Genomic DNA, 12,306 nt, shown 5'->3' on the forward strand with positions numbered 1-12,306 from the left:
GCCCATGTCTGATTCCGCGTTCGAAGAATCCTCTCCCTTTGCCTCCATCGAGGTCTCCGACCTGGTGGCCGCGGTGGAGGCCCAGCTCACCCAGGCCATCGTCGAAGGCCGGCTGCCACCCGGCAGCCGCATTGTCGAGGCGGACATCGCCCGCCGCATGAATGTCAGCCGCGCGCCGGTGCGCGAGGCGGCGCGGCGGCTGGAGCGCCAAGGCGTGCTGGTCTCGCGCCCGCGCCATGGCTTTGCGGTACGCACGGTGACGGTGCGCGAGATCGATGACCTGTTCCAGGTAAGGCTGAACCTGGAGCTGATGGCGGCATCGCTCGCCTGCGAGCAGGCGCCGGAGGCCGGACTCAAGCAGCTTGTGGCCATGGTCGACCGCATGGTGCAGGAGGCCGAATCATTGCCGCAGATCGAGCGGGTGGCGCGCGACCTGGCGTTCCACACGGCCATCTGCGAGCTGTCCGGCAATGCCTACCTGCACCGCATGTTCTCCATGATGCAAACGGAGATCCGCATGATCGTGGCGCTGATCGACAGCGTGTACCACGACCCGAAGGCCGTGGCCGAGACCCACCGCCCCATCGCCGAGGCGATTGCGCGGCGCGACGAAGCCGCCGCGCAAGCCGCGGTGCGCTTCCATATCGATGACGCCTGGGTCCATGTCCGGGCGGTGTTCATGCAAAAACAAGGCGTTGCCGAGGCGCCCCCGATGGAGTCCGTCCTATGAAAGTCGTCTACAGCGATCTGCATCTCGACCACGATCCGCACGCGTTCATGGTGCGCGGCAGGATGAAGCGCAGCAACGAGCAGCCCGAGCGCGCCCTGCGCCTGCTGGCGGCAGTGCGCGCCGACGGCCACGACGTGATCGCCCCCGCCGATCACGGCCCGGGCCCGCGCGCCGCGATCCACACGCCGGAATACCTGCGTTTCCTGGAAACCGCGTATGACCGCTGGCAACTGCTGCCCGACGCCTCCGAAGAGGTCTTGCCCAACATCCATCCCTTCCCCGGGCAGCCCTGCACCTACCCCGACAGCGTGGTCGGCCAGGCCGGCTTCCATATGGGCGACGCCGCCTGCTCCATCGGGCCCAACACCTGGCGCGCGGCGGCCGGGTCTGCCGACGTGGCCACCCACGCCGCGCAACTGGTCGCCGACGGGGAACGCGCCGCCTACGCGCTGTGCCGCCCGCCCGGCCACCACGCCTATGCGGACCGCGCCAACGGCTTCTGCTACCTGAACAACACCGCCATTGCCGCGCAGCACCTGCGCCGCCACCATGACCGCGTCGCCATCCTCGACATCGACATGCACCACGGCAACGGCACGCAGGGCATCTTCTATCGCCGCAACGATGTGCTGACCGTGTCGCTGCATGGCGACCCGATGCTGTTCACGCCCTTTTTCACCGGCCATGCGCACGAGCGCGGCGAGGCGCAAGGCCTCGGCTACAACATCAACCGCCCGCTGGCACGCGGCACCGGCGACGAGGCCTACCTGGCGGCGCTGCGCGACGTGTGCCAGAGCATCCGCGCCTTCGCGCCCGGCGCGCTGGTGGTGGCGCTGGGGCTGGACGCGCACGAGCGCGATCCGTACCAGGCGCTGGCCGTCACCACGCCCGGCTTCGCCCTCATCACCGCGGAAATCGCGCGGCTGGGCCTGCCGACGGTGCTGGTGCAGGAAGGCGGGTATCTCTCCGACGACCTCGGGCCCAACCTGTCGAGCGCGCTGCGCGGCTTCGCGAGCGCAGCATGAACGGGCCGGCAAGCGCGGCGCTGGCCGCCGCCGATGTGCTTAGCGAAGGCTCGCCCGAAGTCCCTGCGGCGTGGGCAATGGCGCTGCTCACGCAGCACTACGGGCTGGCGGGCCGGCTCTCCCTGCTAAGCGGCGAGCGCGACCGGAACTTCCTGCTGGAGACGCCGGCGGCAAGCTACATGCTCAAGGTCTCCCATCCCGCCGAGCTGCCGCTGGTGGCGGACTTCCAGACCCAGGCGCTGCTGCACATCGCCGCGACCGATCCCGCCCTGCCCGTGCAGCGCATCGTGCCGACCCTGGCGGGCCAGCCGTCGCTGATCGCGCAGCCGCCGGGCGGCGAAGCGCGCGTGGTGCGCCTGTTCAGCTACCTGCCGGGCGAGCCGCTGCCCAAGGCGCAGCGCTCGCAAGCGCAGGCACGGGCGCTGGCGCGCACGCTGGCACGGCTCGACCTGGCGCTGCGCGGCTTGCGCCATCCCGCCGACGAACTGGAGCTGCCATGGGACATCCAGCGCGCCGACCGCGTGCGCGGGCTGCTCGACAGCGTCCCGGACGCGGCGCGCCGCGCGCTGGCAACGCGCGCGCTGGATCGCTTTGCCGCCAACGTGCAACCCCGGCTGGCGCGCCTGCGGGCCCAGCCGATCCACAACGATTTCAATATCTATAACGTGCTGGTCGACCCGCAAGATCATGCGCGCATCGCGGGCGTGCTGGATTTTGGCGACATGGTCCATGCGCCGCTGATCGACGACCTGGCCGTGGCCGCCGCCTATCAGGTCGACCCGACCGGCGACACGATGGCCACGCTGGCGGACTTTGTCGCCGCGTACCACGCGGTGCTGCCCCTGGAGGCGGACGAGATCGACGTGCTGTTCGACCTGGTGCAGGCCCGGCTGGTGATGGTGGTAGCCATCAGCGGCTGGCGCGCCGCGCGGCATCCGGAGAACGCCCCTTACCTGCTGCGCAACAACGCGGTCTCCTGGCAACGGCTGGCGGCCTGTGACGCCATCCCGACGGAGCAAGCGCGCAACGTCCTGCGCCAGGCCTGCGGGCTGGCTTGACCACGACACCAAGGAATCCGATGACCATTGCCGCAGCTATCCCCTGCGTTGCCGAACTGGCCGAGCGGCGCGCTCGCGTGCTCGGGCCCGCGTACCGCCTGTTCTACGACGAGCCGCTGCACATCGTGCGCGGCGAAGGCGTATGGCTTTACGGCGCCAGCGGCGAGCGCTACCTCGATGCGTACAACAACGTGGCGTCCGTCGGCCATTGCCATCCGCATGTAGTGGATGCCATCGCCCGCCAGGCGGCGCAGCTGAACACGCATACGCGCTACCTGCACGAGGGCATCCTGGATTACGCCGAGCGCCTGCTGGCGACCATGCCCGACGCGCTGGGCCATGCCATGCTCACCTGCACCGGCAGCGAGGCCAACGACCTGGCGATGCGCATCGCCCGCGCCCACACCGGCGCGCAAGGGCTGATCATCACGCGCTTTGCCTATCACGGGGTCACCGCGTCCATTGCCGAGGCATCGCCCTCGCTCGGGCGCTACGTGAAGCTTGGCGACAACGTGCGTACCGTGCCCGCGCCGGACAGCTTGCGCGTGCCGGCCGCACAGCTCGGCGCGGCCTTTGCCGAAGGCGTGCGGCACGCCATGGAAGACCTACGCGCGCACGGCATCCGCCCCGCCGCGCTGCTGGTCGATACCGTGTTCTCCAGCGACGGCATCTTCACCGATCCGCCCGGCTTCCTGCGGGAGGCGGTGGCCGCCATCCGCGCGGCCGGCGGCGTGTTCATCGCCGACGAGGTGCAGCCGGGACTGGGGCGCACCGGAGACGCGTTCTGGGGCTTCCAGCGTCATGATGTGGTGCCCGACATCGTCACCATGGGCAAGCCGATGGGCAACGGCCATCCGCTCGCCGGGCTGGCCGTGCGCCCCGAGGTGCTGGAAGCCTTTGGCCGCGAGTGCCGGTATTTCAATACCTTCGGCGGCAACCCGGTTTCCGTCGCCGCCGGCATGGCCGTGCTTGATGTCATCGAGCAGACGCAACTCATGGCACAGGTGCGGCGCGTTGGCGCGTACCTGCGCGAGCGCCTGGCGGGCGTGGCGGCGCGGCACCCGCTGATCGGCGATATCCGCGGCGCGGGGCTCTTCGTGGCGGTCGAGTTTCTCGATAGCGGCGATGCCAGCCGGCCGGCGACGGCGCTGACCGCGCGCATCGTCAACGGGCTGCGCCGCCGCCATGTGCTGGTTGGCGCCACCGGCGAAGCGGCCAACATCCTGAAGATCCGCCCGCCGATGGTGTTCACCGAAGCGCACGCCGACCTGCTGGCCGACACCCTGGACGCGGTGCTGGCCGAGGTGGAGAACGAGCGCCCGGCCTGAAAGGCCCGAAACGCCCGGCTAGCGCGCCGCCAGCTTCGCCGCGATGCCGGCCACGTGCCGGCCCTGGTACTTTGCGATCGCCAGCTCGTTCTCGCTGGGCTGGCGCGAGCCATCGGCCGCCGTCATGGTGGACGCGCCATAAGGCGTGCCGCCGGTGATCTGGCTCATGTCCAGCAGCCGCGCTTCGGCGTAGGGCACGCCCACAATCACCATGCCCTGGTGCAGCAGCGTGGTGTGGAAGCTGGTAATCGTGGTTTCCTGCCCGCCATGCTGGCTGGCGGTGCTGGTAAAGACGCTGCCGACCTTGCCCACCAGGCCGCCGCTCATCCACAGCCCGCCGGTCTGGTCGAGAAAATTGCGCATCTGCGCGCACATATTGCCAAACCGCGTGGGCGTGCCGAACAGGATGGCATCGGCGTCGGCCAGCTTGTCCGGCTCCGCCATCGGCACATGGGCGAAGGCGGCGCGGGCGGCCTTGGCGCCACTCTTTTCCAACACGGCGTCTGGGACCAGCTCCGGCACCTGGAGCAACGTCACTTCGGCGCCATCGACTTCGCGCGCGCCTGCGGCCACGGCTTCCGCCATTTTGTAGACGTGCCCGTACATGCTGTAGAAGACCACCTGGATCTTGCAGGTCATGACCATCCTCCTGTGTGCAATGGAAAATGCAAAATGGGAAATGGGAAATGGGAAATGGGAAATGGAAATCGGGAACTCAGACCGGGACCGGCCATCCGTTGAGTCTAGGCGACGCAAGCGCGCCGCGCAGTGACAGCCGCGCTTCCCTTCGCATCTTCGCCGCCTACAATGAAAGACCCTGGCTCATCCGCGTGCGGCGCGGCGTGGGCCTGCCCTGCCGGGCCAACGTTGGAGTACCGCAATGACAACGGCGTGTGCGCACCTTGCATTGAGCCATCCCGTCACACCCAGCGCAGAAGGCTGCGAGGAATGCCTGCGCAGCGGCGACGAATGGGTGCATCTGCGCTTGTGCCTGTGCTGCGGCCATGTCGGCTGCTGCGACGAGTCGCCCAACAAGCATGCCACCCGGCATTTTCTTGCCACTGCGCATCCGGTGATCCAGTCGTTCGAGCCGGGCGAGACCTGGCGTTGGTGCTATATCGACAAGTTGTTCATTCCCTGAGGGGGGGCACAGCGCACGCGCAAGCCAACCCCCATGCGCCAATCCTGCAAGGAGAATGTCATGCTGTCGACGCCCGTTGAAAAGACCGACCATTTATTGGGGCCTGCATCGGCCCACGTCACCGTGGTGGAGTACGGCGACTTCGAATGCCAGTATTGCCGCCTGGCCTACGGCGGCGTGAAGATCCTGCTCGCCCGCTACCACGACCGCGTGCGCTTTGTGTATCGCCATTTCCCGCTGTCGGCCTGGCACCCGCTGGCGGAGGCCGCCGCGGAGGCGGCCGAGGCGGCAGGGGCACAGCACAAGTTCTGGCCCATGCACCAGCAGATATTCGAGCAGCATCACGGCATCAAGCCGGCGATGCTGCGGGAGTACGCCGCCGCGCTGGAACTGGACCTGGAGCGCTATGACTACGACATGAAGGCCCACACTTACCTGCAGCGCGTGCGCGAGCACCAGCATAGCGGCATCGGCAGCCATGTGCGCGGCACGCCGTCCTTCTTCGTCAATGGCGGGATACAGGACGTGACCTTCGGCATGGAGCATCTGGACCATGCCATTGCCGTGGCGCTGCGTAGCTAGGGGCCGGGGGTCGGCGGGGGCTAGGGGCCGACAGGCGTGGCCGCCTCCGCCGCGCTGTACACGTGGCGTGTGGCGAGCAGTGCGGCGAGGTCGGCGTCGCCCGCAATCACAGCGCGCAGGATCTGCGCGTGCTCGTCCCAGTTCTGCTGCGCGCGCAGCCGGTGCGCCGGCGCAAACACCAGCCCGGTGCGCTCGCGCAGCGAACGCATCATCTCCTGCAGCACGCTGTTGGCGGCGATGTTGCCGAGCACTTCGTGGAAGCGGAAATTCAGCGCGAGCAAGCGCTCGTCCTCCCCCCCGCACGCAGCCGCGCTGCCCTGGCGCAGGACCTCCTGCAACTCGGCGACCAGCCGTGGATCGCGCCGCTGCGCGGCCAGCTTGGCGTTCAGGCCTTCCAGCGTGGCGCGCACCTCCACCATCTCTCTGGCTACATGCTCCGACAGGCATGCCACCGACGCGCCCCGGCGCGGCTCGATGCGCACCAGCCCTTCGGCGGCCAGCGCGCGTAGCGCCTCGCGCACCGGCACGCGCGACACGCCCAGCTCGGCCGACAGCGTATGCTCCACCAGCCGGTCGCCCTGGCGGTACACGCCGCCGACGATGCGCTGGCGCAAGGTATCGGTCACCCGCGAAAACAGCGGCGAATGGCGCGAGCCGAGGCTGTCGCCGGAGGGGCCCGCCGGGTGGGCGGGTGGAACACTGCCGTGGTCGTCGGACATGTTCGTCTTGTGGGCGCGCGGGCCGGCCAGCGCCTTGGCCTCCCCCCGCGCAATGGTTCAGCTGCGTTGGAAGGTGAAGCTGTCGGCGTAGATATGCGCGCCGCTGGCGCCTAGCCCGAGAAACGTCTCGCGGGCGTCGCGGATCATGTCGGGCGAGCCGCACAGGTAGATGGCATGCTCCGACAAGTCCGGCAGGTCGGCGGCAACGGCGTGCTGTACGTGGCCGCGCCGGCCGCTCCATGCGTCGTCGGCACGCGACAACACGGGGATGTACTGGAAATCGTAGAGACGCGCGCCCCACGCCTGGATCTGCTCGTGCAGGTAAAGGTCTGCCTGGGTGCGCATGCCCCAGTACAGCGAAACCGGCGGACAATCCGGATCGTCCATCAGCGATTCGAGGATGCTCTTGATCGGCGCCAGCCCGGTGCCCGTGGCCACCATCACCAACGGGCGATAGTCGTCCTTGCGGAAATAGAAACCGCCCAGCGGCAGCTCCACGTCAAGATGGTCGTCGGAGCGCAGGCCCGCGAGCAGGCGCTCGGTAAAGTAGCCGCCGGGAATGCGGCGCACGTGCAGATCCACCGTGCAATCCTTTGGCACCGACGCCATCGAGAAGCTGCGCGCGATGCCGTCGCCGGTAAAGATCTTGAGGTACTGCCCGGGCCGGTAGTCGAGCGCTTGCGCCTGCGGCAGCTCCAGCGTGAGGTGCACCACATCCGCGCTGAGCGGCGCGATGTTGCGGATCACGGCGGTATGGCGCGCGGGCTCGGCGCACGGCTCGCCCGGGCGGGCCGTGCTGATCACCAGGTCGGTGGTGGGCCGCGCCTGGCAGGCCAGCGCAAAGCCCTCGCCCTCTTCCTCTGGCGTCAGGCCCATCGGATACTCCTCATAGGCCACCGTGCCCTCCACCAGCCTGATGCGGCATGTGCCGCAACCGCCAAAGCGGCAGTCATGCGCCATCGGCACATTGGCGCGCAGGGCGCCATCGAGCACCGATTCGTCGGCACCGACTTCAAACGATTGCTGGGATTCGATGAGATGGATGCGGTAGGACATGGCGGACTCGGAAGACGTGAAGAATGGGGCTAGTGGGCTGCCGCTTGTTACTTGGTCCATGGGACTTCCTATACGAAAGCCCCAAGGACCTACTTCTTGATATCGGCTTCGACCAGGACCTTCAGGTCTTCGCCGCCCAGCAGTTCCTGCAGGGCCTGCAGCGCGGCCACGCCGCATGCGGTGTCCTGCTCGCCATTGCCGCCGCTCAGGCCGATGCCGCCGATGACTTCGCCATTGACCACGATCGGGAAGCCGCCCACGAACACGGCGAACTTGCCCTCGAAGCTCCACTGGATGCCAAAGGCTTCGTTGCCCGGCAGCGCAGGGCCGTTGGGCGCCTGATTGAACAGGTGGGTGGAGCGCTTGTGGCCGGCGGCGGTGAAGGCCTTGTTCCAGGCGATCTGCGGGCCGGTGATGCGCGCGCCGTCCATGCGTTCCAGCGCCAGCGGGTAACCGCCGTCGTCAACCACGCAGATCGATTCCAGCACGCCGATTTCCTCGGACTTGCGGATGGCTGCCGCCACCATGTGACGGGCTTCCTTCAGTTCCAGCTTGATGGCCTTTCTCATGTCCTGCTCCTGCTTGATGCGTTGATGCCGATTGACTATTGACTATTGACTATTGACGCGTGCGCGCTGGCTCAGCAGCCGCGATAGACGGTCTTGATCTGGGTGTAGAACTCCAGCCCTGCCCGGCCCGACTCGCGGAACGTGGAGGTGCTGGATTGCTTCACGCCGCCGAACGGCGCGTTGATCAGGTTGCCCGTGGTGGTGCGGTTGATCTTGACCGTGCCCGACTGGATGTCATGCGCAAAGTCGTGCGCATAGCGCGGGTTGCTGGTCACGATGGCGGCCGACAAGCCGTATTCGGTGTCGTTGGCCTTGGCGATGGCGTCGGCGTAGCTGCTCACCTCGATGATGGCGATTACCGGCCCGAAGATTTCCTCGCGGGCAATGCGCATCTGCTGGGTGACGTCGGTGAAGATGGCCGGCGAGACATAGAAGCCCTTCTCGTATGGTGCACCGCCCAGGCGGTCGCCGCCGCACAGGTGCGTGGCTTCGGCCTTGCCGGCTGCCACGTAGCCGAGCACGGTTTCGAGCTGCTTGCGGGTGGCGAGCGGGCCCACATCCATGCCCGGCGTCATGCCGCTGCCGATCTTCAAGGTCTTGACCTTGGCCAGCAGCTTCTCGGTATAAGCTGCCTTGACCGAAGCCATCACCAGCACGCGGCTGGTGCCGGTGCAGGCCTGGCCGCTCAGCGACAGGCCGCCTTTGATGGTGAGGTCCACCGCGCGGTCCAGGTCGGCGTCTTCCATCACGATCAGCGGGTTCTTGCCGCCGAGCTCCATCTGGGTGCGCGTGCTCAGCGACACGCAGCGATGGATATGCTGGCCAGCGGCCGTGGAACCGGTAAAGGAAATCGCGCGGACTTCCGGGGCTTGCGTAATGGCTGCGCCCACGTCGCCGGCACGGCCGGTGATGAAGTTGAGCACGCCCTTGGGGATGCCGGCTTCCACAAACGCCTGTGCCAGCCGGTAGCCGCTCAGCGGCGCGTCCGACGAGGGCTTGAACACCACCGTGTTGCCCGCGATCAGCGCCGGGGCGATCTTGCGCGCCGGGATCGATACCGGGAAATTCCACGGCGAGATCACGGTCACCACACCCAGCGGCTCACGCTGGCTGTAGACGATCATGTCGGGATCGTCCTGGGGATACGTCTCGCCGGAGAACGACTGCCCTTCCACGGCGTAGAAACGGATGGTCTGCGCCGAGCGCAGCACTTCGTCCTTGCTCAGGTTGAGCGCCTTGCCTTCTTCGCGGGTCAGTTCCTCGGCGATCTGGTCGGCGTTGGCTTCCAGGTAGTCGGCGGCGCCGTTGAGGATCTTCGCGCGCTTGGAGATCGGGGTTTTCTTCCAGGCGTCGAACGCGGCCGCGGCGGCGGCCACGGCGGCCTGCGCGTCTTGCGCCGTGGAGGCCTGGAAGCGGCCCACGATATCGCCGGTATCGGCCGGGTTGACGTTGTCGAAGGTGCGCCCGCTGGCGCCCTTCGACCATTCGCCGTTGATGTAGTTATCGAATTCGTCTGTCTGTGCCACTGCCATGATGTCCAAGCCTCTATCCGGTCAGGCCCCGGGCGGGGCCGTCAATGCCAATGCGATGCTGCTTTTCCGCCCAGGGGCAGGATCAGGCAGCCATGTCCAGTTCCGGCAGGGGGATCTCCTGCGCGACGTAGTCGTGATACAGCGCGGTGGTGTAGAGCAGGCGCATCTGCGCACCGATCTCGCAGATCTTCAGGCAGCGCTGCTGCAACTCGGGCGTGTTGGCGTGTTCCAGCACGATCTGGTAGCCGCGCTCGCCATGGATTTCGTCCGAGACGATATGCAGGTCGAAGAATTCGACTTCTTCGTCGGTGAAACCGTATTTGTCGCGCAGGGTCGGGGTCTGCTTGCGGTAGATCGAAGGCACCTGCGATTCCAGGCCAACCACCAGGCCGGCGACGGCGACGATCGGGTCTTCGCGCATGGCCACCGCATAGCACCAGCTTTGCAGGCCACGGGTGGTGGGCGACATGTTGTCGGGATCGACCACGCGCTCACGGGTGGTGCCGCAGGCTTCGGCAAAGCGGACCAGCAGGTCGGTGTGGCGATCGCCACCGATTTCCTCCTCATACATATTGGCCAGCAGGAAGTCCTTGGCTTCGGTGAAGCGGTCGGGCGTGCGGGCGTAGATGTAGGCGAGGTAGTCGGCGAAGGGGCCGACATAGTGATAGTGGTTCTCGGCCCAGCGGGCGAGGTGGTCGCGGGAGAGCTTGCCGCTGGCCCAGGCCACGCTGAAGGGGGCCTTGTTGGCGCTCTTGCCCTTGATGGCGTTTTCAAGGGCGGCACGGAAATCATCACGGTTCATCAGTTCGGCCATCGGGGGCTCCTGGGGGAACGAGTTCAAGGTGGGGGATAGCGTTGCGTGGTCCGGAGGCTTTATCCGCTCCATCCGGCACCATGATGTAGATTGTATACTATCTGCTGTTTTTGGGAAGACGGTATTCGCAGCTTCGGAAATAAAAAAGCGAGGCACGGATGGCCTCGCTTTTTGTCACTCAATGCGACCGGGTCAGCGCCAGAGGAACATGGCGCAAACGGTGGATACGCACAGCCCGATCAGCACCGGCACCAGCAAGGCGCGCACCGCATCGAGCACCGGCACCCGGGCAAATCCGGCCACCGCGATCAGGGAGGACCAGGCGATCAGCGTGCCGCCGCCCGTCCAGACCGCGCCCATCTGCCCGATTGCCGCCAGCGTGGCGGAATCGAAGCCCACCACCGGGCCCAGCGCGCCGGCCAGCGTGCCGGTCAGCGGCAGGCCGGCAAAGCCCGAGCCATCGATGCCGGTGATCATGCCCACCAGCAGCACGCCAAAGGCAACCAGCACGTGGTTGTCCGGAATCATGTGCTGGTAAGCCTGGATCAGCTCGAACAGCAGGCTGGGCGCCTTGTCGGCGCTGACGCCCAGGATCTGCGCCGCGGTCTCGCCGGCGCCGACAAAGAAGAAGCCGGCGATCGGCAGCACCGAGCCCATTGCCTTGAAGGCGAAAACAAAGCCATCGGTGATGTGCTCGGGGCACACGTCGAGCATCTTGCGCGGACCTTCGGCAGCCAGCGTGGCCAGCATCATCAACAGCGCCGCAACGCCGCCGACCAGCGCGGCGGCATCGCCGCCTTTCAATTCCGGCAGGCCCGAACCCATCTTCGGCAGCACCATCACGGCCACCACCGCCAGGAAGGCAAGCGGCGTCACCACCGCAAAGCACTTCGACCACTTGACGCGGCGCAGCGCCACCATCGCCAGGCTGCGCTCGATATTGGCATCGGTGACGAGCGGCTCGTCGTGTTTGGTGCCGCGCGCGATCTCGGCCTTGTCGAAGGTGCCGGCGTGCTCGATCTTTTCAACGGCGCCGCCCGCGCGCGCTTGCCAATTGGTCAGCAAGGTGCCGCTGGCAGGCACGATGTGCTTGCGCATGGACAGATAAGCGAGGGCCAGCGCGATGGCGCCGGTGATGATCGACAGCACCAGCGCGCGATCGGCTACCACCACCGCGCTGACCGCGGCGCCGGCGGCCTTGGCGCTGATCCCGGGCGCCACGCCAATCACATAGTCGGACGAAAGCGCCATGCCCTGCCCCGCAATCGCAATGGCCATGGCGCCCGCCAGCGGCGGCAGCCCCGCGGCGATCGCTGCCGGCAGCAGGATGGCCGAGACCAGCGGCACCGCGGGCGTAGGCCAGAAGAACAGCGAAATCACGTAGGTAATGCCAGCCAGGATGAAGAACGCGGAATGGCCGTTTTTCATCACCACCCGGAACGGCTCCACCATCCGGATATCCGAGCGCAGCGTCTTCAGCGAATTGAGCAGCGCCGTCATGAAGGCGATGACCAGGAAGATGTTGAACAACTCCTTGGCCGCCACCAGGCTTGCCGAAAAAATGCCTCCCAGCGCCGAGACCGGGCTACCGGTCAGCGCGAACACCACCAGGAACGTACCAAGAATCGACGGTACGACCACATTGGCCCGCAGGATCATGGTCAGGACGATCACCGCCACGCCCAATAAGTAGATCCAGTGTGCCGCGCCAATCACCGCTTCGTGTTGCATGTATTCCCCTTGGATCTGTAT

General features: G+C 67.0%; 13 protein-coding genes. 6 read left to right on the forward strand and 7 right to left on the reverse strand.

The features are described from left to right. The first annotated feature begins 4 nt into the window (after positions 1 to 4). From ACGLHR_RS25825 to ACGLHR_RS25840, 4 genes are read left to right on the forward strand one after another with little or no spacing between them, the layout of a single operon-like run. The gene (locus tag ACGLHR_RS25825; RefSeq protein ID WP_400096918.1) at positions 5 to 730 is read left to right on the forward strand and encodes a GntR family transcriptional regulator; all 726 of its coding nucleotides are present in this window, start codon (positions 5 to 7) and stop codon (positions 728 to 730) included. Continuing rightward, positions 727 to 1,755: a histone deacetylase family protein gene (locus ACGLHR_RS25830; protein WP_400096919.1), complete on the forward strand. Its 1,029-nt coding sequence runs from the start codon at positions 727 to 729 to the stop codon at positions 1,753 to 1,755. Before ACGLHR_RS25825 ends, ACGLHR_RS25830 begins: the two co-directional genes overlap by 4 nt. Beyond that, positions 1,752 to 2,813 (forward strand): phosphotransferase, encoded by a 1,062-nt coding sequence (locus ACGLHR_RS25835; RefSeq protein WP_400096920.1) that lies wholly within the window; start codon positions 1,752 to 1,754, stop codon positions 2,811 to 2,813. Before ACGLHR_RS25830 ends, ACGLHR_RS25835 begins: the two co-directional genes overlap by 4 nt. A gap of 20 nt (positions 2,814 to 2,833) precedes the next feature. Further along, the gene (locus tag ACGLHR_RS25840; protein ID WP_400096921.1) at positions 2,834 to 4,141 is read left to right on the forward strand and encodes an aspartate aminotransferase family protein; all 1,308 of its coding nucleotides are present in this window, start codon (positions 2,834 to 2,836) and stop codon (positions 4,139 to 4,141) included. 18 nt (positions 4,142 to 4,159) lie between these two features. On the opposite strand, the gene wrbA is transcribed toward ACGLHR_RS25840, so the two are convergent. After that, on the reverse strand, positions 4,160 to 4,780 hold the full coding sequence (gene wrbA, locus ACGLHR_RS25845; RefSeq protein WP_400096922.1) for an NAD(P)H:quinone oxidoreductase: 621 nt from the start codon (positions 4,778 to 4,780) through the stop codon (positions 4,160 to 4,162). A gap of 241 nt (positions 4,781 to 5,021) precedes the next feature. Here wrbA and ACGLHR_RS25850 point away from each other — a divergent pair, with 241 nt between their 5' ends. Together ACGLHR_RS25850 and ACGLHR_RS25855 are read left to right on the forward strand one after the other, a co-directional pair. Further along, positions 5,022 to 5,282 carry a UBP-type zinc finger domain-containing protein gene (locus ACGLHR_RS25850; RefSeq protein ID WP_318238236.1) on the forward strand — a complete coding sequence of 87 codons (261 nt, stop codon included), beginning with the start codon at positions 5,022 to 5,024 and terminating at the stop codon, positions 5,280 to 5,282. 60 nt (positions 5,283 to 5,342) lie between these two features. Then, positions 5,343 to 5,864, forward strand: a complete 522-nt coding sequence (locus ACGLHR_RS25855; protein ID WP_318238237.1) for a thioredoxin domain-containing protein — start codon at positions 5,343 to 5,345, stop codon at positions 5,862 to 5,864. A 20-nt stretch (positions 5,865 to 5,884) separates the two neighbouring features. On the opposite strand, the gene ACGLHR_RS25860 is transcribed toward ACGLHR_RS25855, so the two are convergent. From ACGLHR_RS25860 to ACGLHR_RS25885, 6 genes are all read right to left on the reverse strand, one after another. Beyond that, positions 5,885 to 6,583, reverse strand: coding sequence for a GntR family transcriptional regulator (locus tag ACGLHR_RS25860; RefSeq protein ID WP_400096923.1), 699 nt, complete (start codon positions 6,581 to 6,583; stop codon positions 5,885 to 5,887). Positions 6,584 to 6,640: 57 nt separating this feature from the next. Then, positions 6,641 to 7,639 carry a 2Fe-2S iron-sulfur cluster-binding protein gene (locus ACGLHR_RS25865; protein WP_400096940.1) on the reverse strand — a complete coding sequence of 333 codons (999 nt, stop codon included), beginning with the start codon at positions 7,637 to 7,639 and terminating at the stop codon, positions 6,641 to 6,643. Positions 7,640 to 7,728: 89 nt separating this feature from the next. Beyond that, the gene (locus ACGLHR_RS25870; RefSeq protein WP_400096924.1) at positions 7,729 to 8,208 is read right to left on the reverse strand and encodes a heme-binding protein; all 480 of its coding nucleotides are present in this window, start codon (positions 8,206 to 8,208) and stop codon (positions 7,729 to 7,731) included. Positions 8,209 to 8,279: 71 nt separating this feature from the next. Further along, a complete protein-coding gene (locus tag ACGLHR_RS25875; RefSeq protein WP_400096941.1) occupies positions 8,280 to 9,740 on the reverse strand; it encodes an aldehyde dehydrogenase family protein in 1,461 nt (486 codons plus the stop codon). 82 nt (positions 9,741 to 9,822) lie between these two features. Beyond that, positions 9,823 to 10,554, reverse strand: coding sequence for an iron-containing redox enzyme family protein (locus tag ACGLHR_RS25880; RefSeq protein WP_318238700.1), 732 nt, complete (start codon positions 10,552 to 10,554; stop codon positions 9,823 to 9,825). A 192-nt stretch (positions 10,555 to 10,746) separates the two neighbouring features. Continuing rightward, entirely contained in the window at positions 10,747 to 12,285 is a 1,539-nt protein-coding gene (locus ACGLHR_RS25885; RefSeq protein ID WP_318238617.1) for a hypothetical protein, read from the reverse strand. Positions 12,286 to 12,306: the final 21 nt, after the last annotated feature.

This window comes from Cupriavidus sp. CuC1, assembly GCF_044627735.1.
GTDB lineage: Bacteria > Pseudomonadota > Gammaproteobacteria > Burkholderiales > Burkholderiaceae > Cupriavidus > Cupriavidus ulmosensis.